The 20,127-nt window shown below is 45.9% G+C and carries 19 protein-coding genes and 1 tRNA gene; 12 read left to right on the top strand and 8 right to left on the bottom strand.

Annotated elements, in window-relative coordinates; translation table 11 throughout:
• Nucleotides 1–151 precede the first annotated feature (151 nt).
• The 6 genes from ACXX53_RS13465 to ACXX53_RS13490 all read left to right on the top strand — a co-directional run bounded on the left by ACXX53_RS13465 (nucleotide 152) and on the right by ACXX53_RS13490 (nucleotide 7,361).
• Nucleotides 152–1,417, top strand: coding sequence for a sugar ABC transporter substrate-binding protein (locus ACXX53_RS13465; protein ID WP_458569167.1), 1,266 nt, complete (start codon nucleotides 152–154; stop codon nucleotides 1,415–1,417).
• A 95-nt stretch (nucleotides 1,418–1,512) separates the two neighbouring features.
• The gene (locus tag ACXX53_RS13470; RefSeq protein WP_458569168.1) at nucleotides 1,513–2,403 is read left to right on the top strand and encodes a carbohydrate ABC transporter permease; all 891 of its coding nucleotides are present in this window, start codon (nucleotides 1,513–1,515) and stop codon (nucleotides 2,401–2,403) included.
• A 47-nt stretch (nucleotides 2,404–2,450) separates the two neighbouring features.
• Nucleotides 2,451–3,305, top strand: coding sequence for a carbohydrate ABC transporter permease (locus tag ACXX53_RS13475; RefSeq protein ID WP_458569335.1), 855 nt, complete (start codon nucleotides 2,451–2,453; stop codon nucleotides 3,303–3,305).
• A 147-nt stretch (nucleotides 3,306–3,452) separates the two neighbouring features.
• Complete coding sequence (locus ACXX53_RS13480) at nucleotides 3,453–5,807, top strand: beta-galactosidase (protein WP_458569169.1); 2,355 nt, start codon at nucleotides 3,453–3,455, stop codon at nucleotides 5,805–5,807.
• Nucleotides 5,808–6,150: 343 nt separating this feature from the next.
• Complete coding sequence (locus ACXX53_RS13485; RefSeq protein ID WP_458569170.1) at nucleotides 6,151–6,666, top strand: SHOCT domain-containing protein; 516 nt, start codon at nucleotides 6,151–6,153, stop codon at nucleotides 6,664–6,666.
• A gap of 248 nt (nucleotides 6,667–6,914) precedes the next feature.
• Entirely contained in the window at nucleotides 6,915–7,361 is a 447-nt protein-coding gene (locus ACXX53_RS13490) for a hypothetical protein (RefSeq protein WP_458569171.1), read from the top strand.
• Nucleotides 7,362–7,452: 91 nt separating this feature from the next.
• Here ACXX53_RS13490 and ACXX53_RS13495 read toward each other — a convergent pair whose 3' ends face one another.
• The 6 genes from ACXX53_RS13495 to ACXX53_RS13520 form a co-directional block, all read right to left on the bottom strand.
• A complete protein-coding gene (locus ACXX53_RS13495; RefSeq protein WP_458569172.1) occupies nucleotides 7,453–8,607 on the bottom strand; it encodes an ABC transporter permease in 1,155 nt (384 codons plus the stop codon).
• A gap of 17 nt (nucleotides 8,608–8,624) precedes the next feature.
• On the bottom strand, nucleotides 8,625–9,548 hold the full coding sequence (locus ACXX53_RS13500) for an ATP-binding cassette domain-containing protein (protein WP_458569173.1): 924 nt from the start codon (nucleotides 9,546–9,548) through the stop codon (nucleotides 8,625–8,627).
• 21 nt (nucleotides 9,549–9,569) lie between these two features.
• On the bottom strand, nucleotides 9,570–10,325 hold the full coding sequence (locus ACXX53_RS13505) for an ABC-2 transporter permease (protein ID WP_458569174.1): 756 nt from the start codon (nucleotides 10,323–10,325) through the stop codon (nucleotides 9,570–9,572).
• A 13-nt stretch (nucleotides 10,326–10,338) separates the two neighbouring features.
• Nucleotides 10,339–11,040 (bottom strand): ABC transporter ATP-binding protein, encoded by a 702-nt coding sequence (locus ACXX53_RS13510; protein ID WP_458569175.1) that lies wholly within the window; start codon nucleotides 11,038–11,040, stop codon nucleotides 10,339–10,341.
• 3 nt (nucleotides 11,041–11,043) lie between these two features.
• A complete protein-coding gene (locus ACXX53_RS13515; RefSeq protein ID WP_458569336.1) occupies nucleotides 11,044–11,403 on the bottom strand; it encodes a GntR family transcriptional regulator in 360 nt (119 codons plus the stop codon).
• Nucleotides 11,404–11,629: 226 nt separating this feature from the next.
• Nucleotides 11,630–12,010, bottom strand: coding sequence for a PH domain-containing protein (locus tag ACXX53_RS13520; RefSeq protein ID WP_458569176.1), 381 nt, complete (start codon nucleotides 12,008–12,010; stop codon nucleotides 11,630–11,632).
• Nucleotides 12,011–12,603: 593 nt separating this feature from the next.
• On the opposite strand from ACXX53_RS13520, the gene ACXX53_RS13525 reads away from it, so the two are divergent.
• Nucleotides 12,604–13,272 carry a BlaI/MecI/CopY family transcriptional regulator gene (locus tag ACXX53_RS13525; RefSeq protein WP_458569177.1) on the top strand — a complete coding sequence of 223 codons (669 nt, stop codon included), beginning with the start codon at nucleotides 12,604–12,606 and terminating at the stop codon, nucleotides 13,270–13,272.
• A 361-nt stretch (nucleotides 13,273–13,633) separates the two neighbouring features.
• Here the strand turns inward: ACXX53_RS13525 and ACXX53_RS13530 are convergent.
• Nucleotides 13,634–13,708, bottom strand: a tRNA-Thr gene (locus ACXX53_RS13530).
• 157 nt (nucleotides 13,709–13,865) lie between these two features.
• Complete coding sequence (locus tag ACXX53_RS13535; RefSeq protein WP_458569178.1) at nucleotides 13,866–14,360, bottom strand: GAF domain-containing protein; 495 nt, start codon at nucleotides 14,358–14,360, stop codon at nucleotides 13,866–13,868.
• A 174-nt stretch (nucleotides 14,361–14,534) separates the two neighbouring features.
• Here ACXX53_RS13535 and ACXX53_RS13540 point away from each other — a divergent pair, with 174 nt between their 5' ends.
• The 5 genes from ACXX53_RS13540 (at nucleotide 14,535) to ACXX53_RS13560 (ending at nucleotide 19,979) form a co-directional block, all read left to right on the top strand.
• Nucleotides 14,535–15,458 (top strand): alpha/beta hydrolase, encoded by a 924-nt coding sequence (locus ACXX53_RS13540; RefSeq protein ID WP_458569179.1) that lies wholly within the window; start codon nucleotides 14,535–14,537, stop codon nucleotides 15,456–15,458.
• Nucleotides 15,459–15,608: 150 nt separating this feature from the next.
• A complete protein-coding gene (gene namA / locus ACXX53_RS13545) occupies nucleotides 15,609–16,619 on the top strand; it encodes an NADPH dehydrogenase NamA (RefSeq protein WP_458569180.1) in 1,011 nt (336 codons plus the stop codon).
• Nucleotides 16,620–16,832: 213 nt separating this feature from the next.
• Nucleotides 16,833–18,158 (top strand): ABC transporter substrate-binding protein, encoded by a 1,326-nt coding sequence (locus ACXX53_RS13550; RefSeq protein WP_458569181.1) that lies wholly within the window; start codon nucleotides 16,833–16,835, stop codon nucleotides 18,156–18,158.
• A gap of 125 nt (nucleotides 18,159–18,283) precedes the next feature.
• Complete coding sequence (locus ACXX53_RS13555; protein ID WP_458569337.1) at nucleotides 18,284–19,132, top strand: carbohydrate ABC transporter permease; 849 nt, start codon at nucleotides 18,284–18,286, stop codon at nucleotides 19,130–19,132.
• Nucleotides 19,122–19,979 (top strand): carbohydrate ABC transporter permease, encoded by an 858-nt coding sequence (locus tag ACXX53_RS13560; protein ID WP_458569182.1) that lies wholly within the window; start codon nucleotides 19,122–19,124, stop codon nucleotides 19,977–19,979. The genes ACXX53_RS13555 and ACXX53_RS13560 overlap by 11 nt, the downstream gene beginning before the upstream one ends.
• Nucleotides 19,980–20,127 lie beyond the last annotated feature (148 nt).

Raw genomic sequence — 20,127 nt, forward strand, 5'->3', positions numbered from 1 at the left:
CTGTTTTGTTAAGGCAATCCTAAGGGGCGATCATACCAAAGCATGTGGAGGTGCAAGGCATTCTATCGGATTGTTCACAGAATGTAAGTCTGCAATAAAGTGTGCAATAATGAAAGAGACACATCTTGAATAACTAGGAGGAGTAATCAGCATGAAGAAATCATTATCGATTATTTTGGCCACAACAATGTTGTTTATGGGTGTACTAACAGGATGCTCATCCAAGAACGATGACGCAGCTCAAGGTACTACTGATGGAAAGACTGGAGAGCAAGTTACTCTTAACGTATGGGCTATGGGCGAAGAAGGCAAAATACTTCCTCAGCTCGCTGAAGAGTTCACGAAAGAAAACCCTGACATCAAAGTAAATGTACTAGCTATGCCTTGGGATCAAGCACATGATAAATTGCTGACTGCTATCGCATCCAAAAAAGGTCCAGACGTTATCCAAATGGGTTCATCTTGGATTCCAGAATTCGGTGAAGCAGGCGCAATCGCTGACCTGGCACCTTACCTTGAACAATATCCTGAATTGAAGCAAGAAAACTTCTATCCAGGTGCAGCTGAATTCGCAACATACGACGGAAAATACCTTTCAGCTCCTTGGTACGTAGATACTCGCTTCCTCTATTACCGTACAGACTTGCTGAAAGAAGTTGGTTACGATAAAGCTCCTGAAACATGGGAAGAATTATCCGATGCCGCTCAGAAGCTTGCTGCTCGCGGCGAAGGCAAATACGGTATGTCGATCGATGCTAAAGAACAATCTCTCGGCTTCATGTTCGCTCGTCAGAACGGTTCCGAGTGGTTTGATGCAAACGGCAAGCCATTGTTAAACCAGCCTGAGTTCGTAGAAGCAGTTGAATATGCGAACAGCTTCTTCCAAAACGGATCTTCTCCGGTCGATCTTGGACTTGATACGATCGTAGCGTTTAAAGACGAAGGTATCGTACCTATGTTCATTAGCGGTCCTTGGATGATTAAGATGATCCAAGATCAAGCTCCAGAATTGGAAGGCAAATGGGCAACAGCCGTATTGCCTAAGAAAGAAAACAACATGTCCATCTTGGGCGGTTCCGGCTTGTCCATCTTCGAATATTCAACTCAAAAAGATGCTGCAGCGAAATTCATTGCTTACATGAGCAAGCCTGAAACTCAATTGAAATGGTTTGAAATGTCCCGCGCTCTGCCTGCTTCAACTGCTGCATGGGAGAACGAGGTATTCACAACCGACGCTAACTACAAAGTTATCCGCGAACAATTGGACAATTCAGCGCCTGTACCGGTAATTAAGGAATGGGATGAAATCAGCCAATTATACGTTAAGAGCTTTGAGAGAATTTACCGTGGTAAAGCAGACGTACAAAAAGAAATGGATGAATTCAATAAGCAAGTCGAGAAGGTCCTTAGTAAATAAGAATCTAGTATAATCCGCTAACCGGCAGAAATGCCGGTTAGCTCCTATTAATCTACTTATACTGGACGTAAGAGTAAAGGAAGTGATGATTCGTTATGAAAGCTTTTTTAAATCGTAGAGCTCCATACTTCTTCATAGCACCAACATTAATTTTGCTCACTTTGTTTTCATTAGTTCCGATTGTAGTGGCTCTGTTCATCAGCTTTACAGACATGGACATGAGTGGATTAGGGAACCTGAGCAATGTCGATTTTGTCGGGTTTGACAACTATGTCGAGGTTATGGCTGACCCTCTCTTTCTGAAAGCCATCAGCAATACGTTGTTCTACGTTATTATCGGCGTTCCGCTCGTTATTCTGTTTTCACTTGGCATCGCCATATTGATCAATCTCGGAACGTCGCGAATCTTCAAAGCATTTCGTGTCGTTTACTACTTGCCTTCTGTAACTAACGTTGTCGCTGTAGCTGTTGTATGGAGTTACATGTACAATCCAACGCTCGGCTTATTAAACTACGTGCTGGATCAAGTCGGCCTGCCGGCGGTTCCATGGTTGACAGATCCGACGATGGCGAAAGTATCGCTTATTCTACTCGCGCTCTGGAGAGCGATTGGTCTTAATATGATCATCTTCATCGCAGCGCTTCAAGGCATACCGAAGTCCTATTATGAAGCCGCACAGTTGGACGGAGCGAATACATGGCAGCAAATAAGAAATATTACAGTGCCAATGCTGCGCTTCGCGATCTTCTTCGTATCGATTACAACTATGATTGGTTGGCTGCAATTCTTTGAAGAACCGATGATTATGACAAAAGGCGGACCTCTCGACGGCACAACCTCGGTAGCATTGTTCATTTACAATAACGGCTTCCAATTGAGCAACTTTGGTTATGCGGCCGCAGGCTCATTCATACTGTTCGCTGCCATTATAACCATCACGCTTATTCAATTAAAAGTGCAGAAAAATGATACCGACATGGTGTAAGAAACGGAGGTGCATCTATGAGCTCAACTACTGTTAATTCGAAATCAATGCCCAATAATCATAAATCAAAGTCTTTAAGTGCAGATCAAAAGCACAAGCTATTTCAGTGGGTCGTTGGCATTGTGCTGACATTAGGCGGCATCCTGTTCATGCTTCCCTTCGTGTGGATGATTCTATCCTCATTCAAGCCAGAGGCAGAGATTATGTCGATTCCGCCTACCCTGTGGCCGGAGACGTTCACATTTGATAATTATAAAAATCTGTTTACCAAAATGAACTTCGATGTTTATTTGGTTAATACCCTGATCGTCGTATTCTTCTCGTTATGCGGCATGATGCTTAATGCTGTTGCGGGATATGGATTTGCCAAGTACGATTTCAAGGGTAAGAAAAGCTTGTTCGTACTCGTGCTGGCAACGATGATGATTCCATCGCAAGTTACCATGATTCCGGTATATCTGATTCTTAACTCGATGGGTCTGACTAATACGATGATCGGTGTCGTTCTTCCAAGTCTCGTCGGTGCATTCGGGGTCTTCTTGTTCCGACAGTTCATGTCTACCATACCGACTGAGCTGCTCGAGGCGACTCGCCTAGAAGGAGCGAGTGAATATCGTATCTTCGCACAGATCGTCTTGCCAATCTCGAAGCCGATCTTGGCTGTACAAGCAGTCTTGGCTTTCATCGGCGGCTGGAACAGCTTCTTGTGGCCGTTGATTATCGCCAACGACGAGAGTCTGTATACATTGTCTGTTGGACTATCTCTATTGAAGGGACAATACAGCAGCAACTACGCACTGCAGATGGCAGGTGCAGCATTCATGGTCGTCCCAGTTATGATCATCTTTACTTATTTCCAGAAGCATATTATTGAAAACTTCTCAATATCAGGCATGAAATAATGACATGAAGTATGGTAGCTTTCATAACGCATCATCAAACTACCGCTGGAGTCTATGACTCCAGCGGCTTTTAACATAGTTAAAAGTTTCATGAAGAAGACGACCGATTCCTGAGATGCGGAATAATTCATCGGAGGCATTCATCATATGATACAAATTCATGATCAGAAGATAACGATTAACGGACAGGATACGATATTGTACGGCGGAGAATTGCATTATTTCCGCGTACCGAAGAAAGATTGGAGAGCGCGAATCCGCTCGATCAAGGAAACAGGCGGCAATCTGGTCAGCACCTATATTCCATGGGTGTTTCACGAGCAGGAAGAAGGAGACATCGACCTGACAGGCCGTACCTTCCCCGAGAAAGACATTAAACATTTCCTTGATCTGATCGCAGAGGAAGGCATGTATTGTCTGGTACGTCCAGGTCCATATGTTATGGCCGAAATCATTGATCATGGCGTTCCGGGCTGGTTTATTGATCGCTACCCTGAAGGCTGCGCTCATAAGAAGGACGGCAGCCGACATGAGAGCCGCATCGCGAGCTATATGAGTCCTGTATTCCTTGACAAGGTCAACATCTGGTACCGCGAAATCTGCGGCCTGCTGGCGCCTTATCAGGTACAGAATGGCGGGCCAGTTGTCATGTTCCAGCTCGATAATGAGATTGGCATGCTGAACTGGGTTACGAATCAGATCGACTTTAATGATTCTACCTTGGATGCCTTTGTTCCTTATTTCTGTGAGTATTACTCAGATGAGGAGCTCGCGGATACTTACGGCATTACAAAAGATGAAGCAGCAGCATTTATTCGCCAAGAGCTTAAGAACCCTACTGAAGCCTACGCACTGCCGATGCAGCAAGTAAGCGGACATTTCCATCGTCAATACTACCGCATGTATGTTGATCAATTGAAGAAGCTTGCGAATAGCTACGATATTGACTTGCCGTTTGTGATCAATGTGCACGGTTTCCATACAGAGGATCTGGTGAAACGCGGTACGATGTATCCAATCGGGCTGTCACAGCTGATGGATACTGGAGAGGTAGAAGGCACAATGTTCGCTGGTGACTACTACCTTGGCAATATCGAATACGATAACTACATCGATATCATATTGGCGAATGCCTTTACACGCGCTGTTCAACCTACGAATCAGCCGTTGTTCTCTGCTGAGTTCCAAGGAGGATGCATCTTCGACCGCCCTCGTCTGCAGCCGAAAACATTCGACCTGACGACTCGCCTTTGTGTCGCTGCTGGTATGGATGCGATCAACTATTACATGTTCGTTGGCGGCGAGAATTATAACGGCATCGGCATCTTCGGTCGCCGTCATGATTGGCAGACGCCTGTTGCGCTCGACGGCTCGCTGCGCCCGCATTATGGCACTATTCAGCATATCGGTAAGATGTTGAAGCTATACGGCTCCAAGCTTGCTAATACGAAGCCGCAGTTCGATACAACTCTCGGCTTCTATCCAGACTATTACATGACCGAGTATCATAATGAAATCACGGAAGGTGTTGCTAAACGTCTGAAGCAAGCTAGAGAAATTAACTTTAACAGCAGCTTCGTGAAATTCCTTGTTCATCATAATGTGGTTGTAGATGCCTACAATATGCTGAAGCAAGAAGACATCGACGTGAAGCGCACTCCTGTGCTGTGGATGTTCTCAACAGAGTGGATGGCTGCGGATGTTCAACGTAGACTTGTAAGCTACGTGGAGCGCGGCGGCAAGCTCGTCATCTTCCCAGAACTGCCTACCAAGGGCATGGACGGCAAGCCTTGTACGATTCTGATGGATGCACTTAACTCACGTGTGCTGAATAAGTTTAAGAATGACTTCGCTCGCATGGAGAAGATGGACTCTATCTATTGCAACGAAGTAGAAACGTATGACGCAAAAGACGGTGCGTTCGCATGGCATGAGGGCAACGGAGAAGCTGTTGCTTTCGAGAAGAAGATTGGCGCAGGTACTGCGTACGTTTTCGGTATGACATTATCCGGCGACTTCGAGTATCAGAAGGATATCATTGGACTCGTCATGAAACAGGTAGGCTTCGCATCCGATATTCAGCTTGATGCTGAATTGGATGTTTCGATACGGAAGTCGGAAGATGGCAGCATGTTCGTATTCATGCACAACTTCGATGGCTGGTCGAAGAAGACGACTGTCCGTTTCCGCGGCGAACTGCTGTTCAACGGAGCAACGATTGAAGTTGGCGCGAACTCTGGTCTGATGCTGCCGATCAACGTAGCGTTGACAGACGAGCTGACGATCATCTCCTCTACTGCCGAATTTACCGGTTTAGAGACTATCGGACATGAACTGGTGCTTACCGTTGCGCCAGCTATTGAGCCTAAGACAATCGAGGTTCAGACTCGCAGCTTAGCACCGCAATCACAACCAGGCGTGAACATCGAAGCTTTAGGCGATGGCCGCTTCAAGATTGCTATGGACGAAACGAAAGCAGCAGTTAACCTGCGATTTGCATAACATGAATAGAGCTGTCATACGAGCGATATCCGCTTGTGTGGCAGCTTTTTCTTTGCCGCTCCCCATTTTCCAACGGTCACAGACCGATTCTATCTACTCCCCTACTATTGCTGCTTCATATACGGATTCTATGTGTGACGATGTAATGAAACTAGTGGATCGATTCAAAAAAATATCAAAAATAGAAGTTGGTAAATAAAGACTTTTGATATGTGAAATAGTATATTAAACTATGTAGGTACTTACATGTGGTTCTATCTGCCATATGGACAAACTTGAGTAGGAACTAGCATAGAATATAACACCTGCCTTAACCAATAAGAACATGTAGGGGGAGTTAATATTGTCTAAATTACAATCCTATTTATTTGAAAAAGTGAACCCAAAAGATGTTATGGCGCTTGAAGAAGGCATGAACGGATTAGTTGCCGTTACTTCTAGTATCGTCTACTTAGTAAGAGGTAAATTATTGGAGAAGAAATCAATCAAGACGTATTCCATTTCTAGCATTTCTTCTATTGATCTTCGAAAGCCTAGTATATTCACAAGAGGCTTCTTTCAGATTATATCCAGCGGGAGCGGTGATCGCACCAAGCGAACAAGTTCGGATATGGATCTCGCCAGGGATGAGAATACGGTCATGTTTACAGGGGCTTCTTATGATCAATTTGTTAAGATCGAACAATTAATATATAAATTGAGAGACACGGCGAAAGCCCCCGCTACGATTCACGTAACAGCTAATAACGAGGACGATGCTCTTGCCAAGCTGGAGAAGCTCGCTAAGTTAAGAGATCAGAACGTGATTACAGCCGAAGAATTTGAGGCCAAGAAAGCTGAGCTACTAGCCAAATTGTGATACATATTAGAAAAACATAATTATGAACATACAATAGCGCGGCTCTCGGTTACTCGAGAAGCTGCGCTGTTTTTCATATCGGTAGTGGTGCTGATGAAGGGAATTGAACCCCGACCTCCCCATTACGAGAGGGATCGTTACCGCTACCAATTTAGGCAATATTTTGAACATTTTATAATTATTACTTCATTACCGCTGGAAATCATGTACAATATCTATTTGTGACATCATTTCTTAGGAGGGGTAATATGAGAAAGATAGCAGTGTTGTTCGTTTTAATGTCCGTCATTTTTGCTGGTTGTGGTTCATCTAACAAGGCAGATGAAAAACTTGCAGTCGATTACATCAACTCATTCATGAATGCAACTGATGTAGAGGCTAAAAAGAAATTTGTTGAGGAAAACGTCCATCCTGATATTAAGCCGCTTTTCCAACTGGGACAATCGAATGTGTTAGAAGAAAGTGAAATGCTTAAAGATCCAAAGGTTATTGAATCCATTGATTATGAAGAAAAGGGAAAGAAGGGCACTCTGGTACTGATCAATGGATCAGTTAATGGAGAGCAAAATGAAATTATAGTTTTGATTTTAGAAGGTAAGTTGGGATTTGCATTTAATAGCAATGTAGATAATGAAGCACTAAAGAAAACTTATGATGAAATGCGTTCAGAATTTAAAGCTAAGCCATTGAAGTAGAATAAAGAGCCATAGGATCATTCCTGCGGCTCTTTTTCTTTAACATGAAGATTTTCTTGAGTAGAGTTAAGGTTACGAACTTAAATTGGTGTTAATGCACAGCCGTTTTCATAAAACGATTAAATCCAAGACTAGCAATTCCTAGCGCCAATACTGCAATCAGGAGAAGCACCCCAATATTAGGCAATATATTCCAGACATTCGCTCCGTGCACCATCACGTTCTGCATTCCCTTTTGCGCCCAATATTGCGGCATAAGCATACCAATGTTCTGCAGGAATGAAGGCATCAAATCCGACGGGAACCACAAGCCTCCAAGCACGGCGCCACCCATGGTTATAATCTGAGTGAAAGCCATTCCCTGGTTTTCACTTTTTACGAATAGAGAAATCATAAGCCCAAGTCCAGTACCGCAAATCGCGATGCCAAGAATCAACGTGCCGATCGCAGCTAAGTCACCAAGATTCAAGTTGTATGCAAAATGCCCAAACGTAAGCAAGATCCCGCATTGCACGACGACAACGAGTAAATAAGGAATCCACATGCCGATCAAATAACTGATCGATTTCATCGGTGTGCTGGTCAGGCGTGCCGTCATACCCGATTCTTTATCTTTGATGAACCGACGCACCATAGAAGTAATAACGAAGAATGCGAACATCACCGTATATCCAGGGACGATCTGAGTGATCGGATCTATCGAGCCACCGGTAACTTCTTGCTTCTCTGAGACTTTGATCGGCGGTGTGAGCACCTGCTTCATCTCCGCCTCACTTTTCCCAGCGGCCGTCAGTACGCCTTCCAGCTTCTTTTCTTGATACTGATTCGAAATATTCTGCAATACCGCCTGCATTGGCGCAATCTCGGAGCCGCTCAACCCATCGTGATACAGAACGACTTCTGCCTGCTCCGTTCCGGATTGCATACTTTCACCGAAGCCTTTCGGAAAAACAAGCAGCGCTGATAATTTACCATTATTAATTTGATCAATTTGTTCATCGGCTGTTAGATCCGGGTTATTTTTGAGATGGAATCCATCGATGCCTTGGATCGTCTGGAGGAATTGCTTGGATGCCTCACTTTGGTCCTGATCTACATATTGGATCGTAATGCCGGAGGAACCTATGTTGTTAAACACCGAAGCAAAGATGACAATGAAGATGATCGGCATACCAAGCAGCCAGAAGAAAGTACCCTTTTCCTTCAATAACAATTTAATTTCTTTGCGCGCAATTGTACGTATCATTATTATTCCCCTCTCCTTTAGGCATCCCGTAGCGATGTGCCTGTCAAATGTAGAAATACCATTTCCAACGAAGGTCGCACAACCTCTAACTGAATCGGCTTATACCCCTTCATACGGCATAACTCTGCGACTTCACCAATCGTTTCAAGTACCGTATTCGTTTCAATCTTATAACCCCGCCCTTGACGCGTTACTGTTCCTTCAATGGAGGACAAATTAAGGTCTACGTCCCCTTCAAGCTCTAAATATACCGACTTCCCGCCATACTGTGCGAGCAGATCATTTAATGCGCCCTCGGCAACTACCTTGCCATGATCGATGATAGCAACATCGTCACATAATGCTTCAACTTCTTCCATGTAGTGGGTGGAGTAGATGATCGTGATCCCCTCTTCTTTCAGGGAACGAATTAAATCAAAGATATGGTTGCGGGACTGCGGGTCAATCCCTACCGTCGGCTCATCCAGGATCATAAATTTCGGACGGTGCAGCAGCGCTGCAGCAATATTAATCCGGCGCATCATCCCGCCTGAGAACGTCCCTACCGCATCCTTGGCGCGATCTGCAAGGCCTACTTGATGTAAGACTTCATCGATACGTTCCTTCAAAGCTTTCCCTGTGACACCGTACAATTCGCCAAAAAAGACCAGATTATCGTAAGCACTAAGCTTATCGTAGAGCGTAATATTTTGCGGAACATAGCCTATGACCTTCTTCACTTCTTCCGCCTGTTTCGCTACATCATATCCTAGCACTTGGACAGAACCTTTATCTGCCTGCGTGATGCAGGATAAAATTTTCATCGTCGTCGATTTCCCAGCGCCGTTCGGCCCTAGAAGCCCAAAACAACTCCCTTTTCGCACCTGAAAATGTATATTTCGAACGGCCTGCTTGCCTGCGTAGGCTTTTTCCAAACCCTTAACTTCAATCGCTGTAGTCATTATAATAACCTCCCTAAATATTTATAGAGTTAATTGTTTTTTCATCAGTTTCGATGCAATCCACATCATCAGAGCACCTATGAGGCAGGAGGTCGCCAACATTACAACTAACCACAACCATGTCATACTGTCCCCTATCATTTGATGCAAATTTGTAAAGTCAAAATTATCACCTATTATCAACACTGGGACCCAACTTAATAAATTACCGGAAAAACCGTAACAGACCCAGATCAGCGGCATCGCTGGCTTCCAATTTGAATGTCTTACGATGGAAGCAAAGATCCCAAACCCTAACATGAGAGGCAATGTCGAATAGATGAATAGATAAGCTATAGCCACGGATGAAAGAAATTCAGAGAGAGCATCTGCCTCAAGATGACCTTGAATCCACATGATACAAATGCCAACCACCACGGTGACAGCAAGAGTGCTCAATCCCAAAATAACCATCCACATCCCGCTAGCGATATATTTCGCCCGAAGCAGTGTTCCTCTCGAATAAGGAAGGGTCAGCCACCAGCCATACGTCCCGTCTTTCCATTCCTTCGATACGGTCATCATGGCTCGCATAAAGCCTGCATAGGGAAAGACGAAGACGAAGAATAACAACGTTGTCGGTTGAAAGACGATGGTTGCATGCAGGAATCCATAAGCAATTGCAATAAGTGCTGCAATAGCCACCCCATAAAAACCGATCCACTTGCGGTTTCTGCAATTTCGCTTGCGGAATTTAAACTCATGCTTAATTAAATATGTCAATGTACTACTATTCATTGGTCTCTCTCCCTTACCGATATAGATTGCGGTAGATACTCTCCATCGATCCCCGCTCTGCCCTCAGCATTTCAACATCACCGTGAAGCAATGCCTGACCTGCATCCATGAATAACGCATAATCAAACAGACTCTCGGCTTCTTGGATTTCATGCGTGCTCACAAGCACCGTTTGCTGCCGTTCGCTCAAGTTATCAATCAACGCCCCGATAATTCGTTCACGAGAGATCAAATCGATGCCCGCAAAAGGCTCATCAAGAATCAGCATCGGTACATCTCGACACATACACAGGGTCAGCATCAGACGCGCCTCTTGCCCCCGGGACATTCCCTCCACCTTCATGGTTGGATCTAATTTCATGAAATCCAGCAAGGACTCGGCACGTTTCTTATCAAAGCCCGGCAGCAAAGCGTCCCCCCATTCCAATGCTTGTTGAACGGTATGGTATTTGTACCACTGCGCTCGGTCAGGGAGGTAAGAGATCAGTGCATTTGTCTCCCAACCCGGCTTCTTGCCGAATACTTCGAACCGGCCTTGATCAGGCAGCACCATCCCTGTAATCATCCGAAAAAAAGTAGACTTGCCGGCCCCGTTCGCACCCAATACCCCAATCACACGGTTCGTAGGCAGTTGAATCGAGAAATCCTGCAATGCGTACTTGTTGTCGTATCGCTTCGTAAGATGCTCTGCCGTAATCGCATACTCCGTCTTCATCGTTTATTCGTCCCCTTCACCCAATAATCGTTGTATATCTGTTCTTGTGAACCCAATACTGTGCATTTTCTCTAAAAATTCATTCAGTGCTTCCTGTGCCAACGTATGGCGGATATTCTCAACAACTTCACCATTCGTCGTAATGAACGTCCCTTGCCCGCGCCGCGTCTCGGTTAAGCCATCTCTCTCTAATTCTTGGTACGCGCGCATCACGGTATTTGGATTGATCTTTAAGTTCTGAGCTAACTCACGTACTGACGGTATTTTATCTCCCAACGCAATCCCTCCTCTTGCGACTGAACCTCGTATCTGCTGCAGTACTTGCTCATACAACGGTTTGCTTAAATCTAGATCAAACTGCATGCCGCCTGCTTCAATGCCACCCAAAGGTCTCCCTCCAATCATTGCTGTATTTTATATCCATAAATATTAGCACTTATTTCCTTTTCCGTATGTAGTGTATTATATCACTTAATACACTTAGTGCAATAGGTAATTTCAATTTTCTGTATAAAAAAATAGAAATCCATGGATTATGATCCATGGATTTCGTGGGTTCGTATGCGATTATCGATTTAGATGCATTCGATTATTTCAGTACTTTTTCAGCAAGCAAGCTCTGCACTTCATATACGTTGGAGTCTTTTTTGAACGTCTTCGAAACCGTAGGCTCGACTGCGCTCGAAATCCAAATTTTCAACTCCGCATCCAGATCGAACGTTCCCGCTGTCTCGATGCTGAATCGCGAAATACTCTTATACGGAATCGATAGATACTCCACCTTCTTGCCCGTAACGCCTTGTACATCCACCAGAATTAAGCGTTTATTCGTGAATACGAACATATCGCGGATGACCTTATATGCCTTATCGACCGTCTCTCCTTGGAAAAGAATCGACTGTAGCTCCTGTTGAACGTCCTTTTCATTTACGGATGAAGCATTCCCCATTAAACCGTCTAAAAATCCCATATGCACATCTCCTTTACAATTTGAGGTGGTAATTTCTACGAATCTACATACGCACCTCTTATAGTTTAGTCTCAAATATTTCGTGTGAGAATAGCAAAAGCGGCTGCAAGACCCTGTGAGGGGGGATCTTACAACCGCTTTGCTTGTAATCATCTATGTTAAGGTTAAAAGGGGGGTGATTTGATGAATTAAATATACCGCGCGAATATTAAAGGGATCTTATCTGAACATTAAAATAACATAAAAAACGTTGGGCAGACTGTAACTCGCTGTACCCTCCGCTATAATGGATGGATGCAGGATAGGTAGATCATTTGGCCGCTAACCATCCTCCATATTGGATTTATCCAAGATAGAAAGCTATAAATCTGCTCATTTGGACACAAATGTGCTATTTAGTTGGATTTATCCACTATAACCCTGTCTACAAGCGCTATTTATCGAAAGTTAGTGGATATATCCAACATAGCCGCTTAGCTAATAGACGTGTAACCACTTCGCCTGTTACAATAATATTAGACGAAGAACGTCCAACTACCATAAGGTTGTTGGACGTTCTTTTTTGTTTATATTCAAGACTGGAGGCGATACACTTGAACGCATTCGAATCATCGCATCATGCTTTTCTTGAGAAGCATTTGGCGAGCCGAAGCGGCGAACGCAAGGGCCGATTGCTTCGCGGACATCAATATGCAGAGAAGCTATTACTTCAGAACATTTGGTGGCCCCTGTTCGGAAACTTCGACCACCTGCATCCTGAGTACGAAATATATGACTGGAATCGAAAATCCCAATTTCTCGACTTTGCCTTTATTACTCCGTTCGGACAGTTCGGCATCGAATGTGACGGCTTTCAAAGTCACGTAAAAGATATGGACCGTGAAAAATTCAGCTACTCACTGAATCGGGATACCTTTCTCACAGGCTTAGGTTGGCGTATGATCCACTTCTCCTTCGATGATGTGCAGCAGCGCCCTGAAGTCTGCCGTATGCTGCTTCAGCTCGCGATTGGTCCTTATCTACTCCATAACTACACAGAAAATCGAACGACAAAGAAGGAGAAGGAATTGCTTCATCTTGCCTGGCAGCTTGGAAGACCCATACGTCCGAAAGATGTATGTGATGCTTGGGGGATCGATTACCGCACCGTACGTAAACTTCTACATTCAGCAACAGAAAAGGGCTGGCTAGAGCCTATTTCCAAGGGACGCACTATTCGTTACTACAAGCTAAAAGAGAATTCGTTAAGCCAATTGCTATAGAATAAGAGTCTCACCCTATGCCGTACCGTAAGTGCCACGCACCTATACTGGATATTGTACAGGATAGAACCTGACTTTAAGCTCAATCGTCTGCTATATTGGATCCGTACACTAACTTTGAGCAAAAATAGCACAATTGGTGCGATTTCCGGATTTTATAGTGTATACCTCCAATATAGAAGCCTTACGACCACAAATTCGCCTATCTATCATGGATTCGTCCAATATAGCTGCAACTGGGCATTGGGTAACATATCACCCTCCCAAACTGAGAGCAGATTATTATTCCATTGATGCTCACAAGCACACAAAAGCGCGGCTCTCGAACATCCGAGAAGCCGCGCTGTTACTGGAATATGGATGGTGCTGATGAAGGGAATTGAACCCCCGACCTACGCATTACGAGTGCGTTGCTCTACCCCTGAGCTACATCAGCATGATGCATCAATACGTATATTATATCGACTTATTGAGAACACAAGCAATGATGATAAGCTCATCTCTCCCTCGATTTCGGCCGATCACGGGTGCAAATATAAAGATAATATCCCTATTATTCAATATTCGTTAGATTTGCACCCGCTGAGGTCCTCTTAAATATCACGCTGCTCGATCATAAGCAACCTTGCCAGCTCTTCGAGCCATTGCCGATCCTGCTCACCGAAGCGCTCCAGTATCGGACTGTCGATATCCAATACGCCGACGAGCTCACCGTCTCGAATAAGCGGTACGACGATCTCCGAGCGCGAATTCGCGTCGCATGCAATATGTCCTGGGAAGGCGTGCACATCCGGCACAACCTGTGTGATGCGCTCCGCAGCCGCTGTGCCGCACACTCCACGTCCTAACGGAATGCGCACGCATGCCGGCAGCCCTTGGAATGGACCTAGCACCAGCTGGTTAGTGGACGCTTCATATAGATAGAAGCCAGCCCAGTTAATATCCTTCAATCCGTGCCAGAGCAAGGCTGAAGCATTTGCCAGATTCGCGATTAGACTCGGTTCATCTTCAATCAAAGCAGCCAATTGCGCTCGCAGCATAGGATAATCTCTAGCTGGATCGCCGCTGTACATCGCAGGTTGGAACATAGCCCATCCTCCTTGCCCCTAATTTATTGTCCATGTTAGAACGAACCCATCATACCATAGATAACAGCACGCTGGTAACAATCTTCAATAGCGTCATATATCCTTGAGATAACCCTTTTCACAAGTAGGTAAATAGGATATGTTGAATGTAATAAAGATGGAGGAGGCTTCTCTATGATAGCTTCAACGTTCTGGATGGACAGTGTCAGCCGCGGCAAGGTATATGTCAATGTGTGGGAACCCGAGACAAGTATACGAGCTGCTGTCCAGATTTCGCACGGGATGGCCGAAACAGGTAATCGTTACAAACGCTTTGCCGAGGCTTTAACGGCAGCGGGCTATGTTGTGTACGCTAATGACCATCTCGGTCACGGACAAACGGCTCCCAATGATACTGAACTGGGGCATCTAAGCAAACATGGCATGATGAATATGGTAAGCGATATGGAGAGATTGACCCTTTATATAAGAGATCGTCATCCGGGAGTTCCGCTTATTCTATTTGGACATAGCATGGGCTCTTTCTTGACACAAATGTATATTTCTCAGCACGGCAAGCTGCTGGACGGTGCTGTCCTTTGCGCCAGCAACGGTCCTCGAGGACCGGAATTGCTCGCAGGCATCGCTGTTTCGCGCCTTATCGCAGGCATGAGAGGATGGAAACACCGCAGCACATTTATTAACAACTTAACCTTTGGCGGCTTTAATCGCCGCTTTGACCCTCATAAGACTGAGTTCGACTGGTTAAGCCGGGACGAGGCAGAAGTGCAGAAGTATGTCGACAATCCACATTGTGGTTATGTATGTACAGTTGGCTTCTACCATGAATTTTTCAAGCTGCTCAACCGTATTCATCAATCGGACGTGATGAGCTCCATTCCCAAGGACTTGCCTGTTCTCATGATCGCTGGAACGGAAGACCCTGTCAGCAACTTTAATAAGGGGGTTCCGCGTTTAGCTGACATGTATCGTGAACTTAACATAAATGATGTAACTCTTATTACCTACCCTGGAGCACGGCATGAGCTGCTCAATGAAACGAATCGCGACGAGGTCACTTCTGACTGCTTGGCGTGGATGGATCGTGTTCTGAAGTAACGAGAAGGAAGTACGCAGCGTGCTGGATTTGTTTCTATACAGAAGCTATGGGTATAATATTAGTAGAATCAGAATTAGAGAATATTTCTCTTAGAAGCTTGAACATTTTCATTATCTACTTATACCCATCTAGATATAGGAGGGAATGCAATGCCATCATTATTCGATTCTATTACAATACGTGATGTGACTATACCGAACCGGATCGTTATGTCACCCATGTGCATGTACGCCTGCTCACAGGAAGACGGCATGGTAAATGATTGGCACCTTGTTCATTATACAAGCCGCGCCGTGGGGCAAGTTGGACTCATCATGCTTGAGGCGACAGCTGTTCAGCCGCATGGCCGCATCTCAGCGCAGGATCTCGGCATCTGGAGCGACGAGCATGTGGAAGGCTTGCGCCGTCTTGTCGATATGGTACATGCGCAGGGAGCGCGCATCGGTATTCAGCTCGCCCATGCGGGCCGCAAGGCGACCGTACCGAATTCGGTTGCTCCATCAGCTCTTCGATTTAGCGATAGCTATGCCGTTCCACAAGAAATGACGCTCGACGACATTCGCAAGACGATTAAAGCATTTGCTGATGGCGCTCGCAGAGCGAAGGAAGCTGGCTTCGATGTAATCGAGCTTCACGGCGCTCACGGATATCTGATCAACGAGTTCATGTCTCCATTAACCAATGAGCGCATGGACAACTACGGCGGATCCCTTGATAACAGATATCGTTTTCTAGAGGATATCATTGATGTTGTTCGCCGTGACTGGACGAAACCGTTGTTCGTCCGCATCTCTGCTCATGAATACGCCCCAGGCGGCAACTCCTGGGAGACGTTCATCGATTATGCCCGCCGCATGAAGGAGCAAGGCGTCGACTTGGTCGACTGCAGCTCTGGCGGACTCGTTCCTGCTAAGCCGGATGTCTATCCAGGCTACCAAGTGCAGTATGCTTCGGACATCCGCCAAGCGACAGGAATCATGACTGGCGCTGTTGGTCTCATTACGGAGCCATCGCATGCGGAAGATATCGTGCGGCATTATCGCGCCGATCTCGTCTTCATGGGCCGTGAGCTGCTGCGCGATCCTTATTGGCCGCGACATGCGGCACAGGTGCTGAAGGCTGAGCTAACGCCGCCTAAGTCCTACATACGCGGCTGGTAATTATAACAGCGCAACATAACCCGAACCTCCCTATCACTTCGCTGATAGAGGGGTTCGGGTTTTTTCGTGTGCAAAAGTTTTGTATCTCAACATTTATTAACCAAACATTTACATACTCCTTACCGTCCGTTAACAGATGGAATGTAAGGTAAATATATGCAACAAAGATCACTCTGAACACAAACTACACTCGAGAGAATAGGGGTATATTTCATGAAAGCAAAGAGATGGTTCAAGGCAATTCTCGCTTGTACACTAGCGCTTAGTCTGGCAGCCTGCTCTACAAGCCAATCCACTGAAGGAAGCAGTGAACCGGCTGCTGCAAAACCCGTTGAACAAGAGGACAAAACGCCAATCACGATTCAGTACTGGCATTCCCATGCCGAGGCGCAGATGCCAGGATTGAACTACATGCTGCAGGAATTCAATAAGGAATATCCATACATCACGGTTGAACCGGTATATCAAGGCGGTTACGGTGATCTGCATAAGAAGCTGCAAGCTGCAGTCGCTGCTAACGATGTACCCGCAGTTACGAATGTTGAAGTTGCATCCTTAGCTAACTTTGCAGACAGCGGAGTCTTCGCAGACATGACACCTTATATCGAACGAGACAAGGTAGATGTAAACGACTTCTCCAAAGGCATGCTGCAAGCTTATGCTTATAACGGCAAGCAATACGGATTCCCGCTCATCGTCAGCACCAGCGTATTCGTCTACAACAAGACTTTACTAGATGAGCTTGGCGTTCAACCGCCGCAAACATGGGATGAGATCGAACCTTTCAATGAAAAGGTGACGAAGCGTGAAAATGGCAAAACAACTCGTTATGCCTTCTCTGTTCCGGGCTGGGACACTTGGTATTACGATCCATGGAACATCAATGGCGGCGGCAGCATTCTGACAGAAGATCAGCAGAAAGCAGCTGTAGAAACGCCAGAGTCGCTTCGCTACCTCGAGAACTTCAACAAATGGCTGAAGGACGGCTCGATGCATATGGGCTACGGCAAAGGCGCTTCCGATACTATGCGTCAAATGTTCTTGAACGGTGAAATCGCTATGGTTCAACACACGTCAGCTAACTTGAAGATGTATCGTGAGAATGCTGATTTTGAAGTGGGTGTATCCTTCCTTCCAGGAGACAAGACTCGTACGTCTAATATCGGCGGTGCAGGCATCGTTATGATGGACGGCGTGGATGAGAAACAGAAGGAAGCAGCTTGGAAATTCGTCAAGTTCATGACTTCCTCCGAGCATAACATCAAGTGGGCGGAGTCCGTCGGCTACCTGCCAACACGCAAGTCGGCGTTCGAGTCTGCCGAAGGTCAAGCATACTTTGAGAGATGGCCGCAATATAAAGTCGTATTCGATAACTTTGACAATGTAACTCCGCGCCTTCAGCATCCAGCTTATCCTGAATTCAGCGCTGTTTACAAAGAAGTGGTTGGAGAGATGATTCTGAATCAGAAAGATCCTGTTTCATTGATGCCTGAAGCCGCTAAGAAGATGAATGACATACTTGCGGATTACGAGGGCTGATAATGGACACGAAGTTATCCGGTATTAAAAGCGCTAATGAGGCTGTGACACCCCCGTCTACACGGGTGTCCTCCTCTGCTCGGCGCACATCCTTCAGAAGCAAGCTGGAGAAGCTGAAGGACTTCATGTTTGCACTGCCAGCATTAACATTTTTGGTTGTGTTTCTATATTATCCGTTAGTGTACTCGTTCTATATCAGTCTGACTAATTGGAACATGACACGGCCTGTTAAGAAATTCGTCGGGCTTAACAATTACGAATGGCTTCTAACCAATGAGGATTTCTACAACTCTTTGAAAGTAACGTTCATCTACACAGGTCTGGATGTTACCCTTACGCTAGGCTTCGGCCTGCTGCTCGCTTTGCTGTTCAATGTTCACTCTTCTCGCTTATTTGGATTTATGCGCGGCATCTTATTTATGCCTCATTACATATCCATGGTCATTGCAGCCATGGTATTCGTGTGGATCTATAACAGCCAGTACGGTTTGCTCAATGCTGTGCTGCGATGGTTCGGGCTTGAGGGCGTTAATTGGCTGGTCGATCCAACCACCGTGCTTCCGGCGCTCGTTGCCGTCTCGGTCTGGAAAGGCGCCGGCTTCGCGATGATTCTGTTCATCGCCGGCATGCGGAGCATTCCGATGGAGTATTACGAGGCATCTGCGATAGACGGCGCGACTCGTTCGCGACAATTCTGGAATATCACACTGCCGCTGTTATCACCTATGACGCTGTTTCTCGTCATTACAACCTTCATCTCTTCGATGCAGGTGTTTCAATCCATCGATATCATGACCAACGGCGGGCCGCTGCAGGCTTCAAATGCGATAGTCTATTGGATCTATACGATGGCCTTCGTTGATTTTAAGACGGGTCGAGCTTCTGCGCTTGTTATGGTGCTGTTCGTCATCATCATGCTGTTAACGCTCGTTCAATGGTACGTCAGTCGAAAGAAGGTGCACTATGAAGGCTAACCGCATGGCCGGTCAGCGCAGGGTTAGAACGGAGTACGCCTTGCGATTGATTGTCGCGCTGATCGTGACTGCTGTCATGTTCTTCCCTGTGTACTGGCTGCTGATCAGCTCTCTGAAGACACAGGGAGAGATGCGCCTCGCTGTACCTACGCTGTGGCCTGAATCGTTTGCATGGGACAATTATGCTGAAGCATTCCGAATCATGCCTTACGGGCGCTTCTTCAGCAACACCTTGATCATGACCGTCGGCATCATCTTCCTTCAACTAAACGTAGCATTGCTGGCTGCGTTTGCATTTGCAAAGGGACGCTTTCCGGGCAGAGATGCACTGTTCTTCTTCGTTCTTGCAGCAATGATAATACCGGATCAGGTTATATTTGTACCGGTATATGTGCTTATGTCCAAGCTGAACTGGCTCGATACGTTCTGGGCGCTCATCATACCGCATGGGGCTTCGGCATATGGCATATTCCTGCTGCGTCAGGCCTTTAAGTCGGTTAATAACGATGTGCTGGAGGCAGCACGCGTGGATGGCGCAGGCAGATTGTCGATGCTCTATCGCATTCTGGTGCCGATGACGCTGCCGACTATCGTGACCCTTGGCGTATTGATCTTCATCTCTAGCTGGAATTCGTACTTCTGGCCGCTCATTATGACCAACACGAATGATATGCGAGTGCTGACTGTCGGTATCGCGATGCTGAGAGATTCGATTGCAGGCGATGAAGCGATGTACTTCCATATCATCATGGCCGCAAGTGTCATGGCGACACTGCCGATCATCGTCGTATTCACCATGATGCAGAAGCATATCGTCTCCGCTATGGCTAACTCCACTTTCAAATAATTTGACGAAGGGACTGACTCGCATGCAATGGCAATGGTATTGCCTTGCTCGAGGACAGTCCCTTTTGGGCTTTTCTCAATACGTTGATGCACATTGGTGCTCTTAGCCTCTAGCTCATGCTATTTTCAAGCGAATTGTTGTACAAAGT

The organism is Paenibacillus marinisediminis (genome assembly GCF_054343325.1).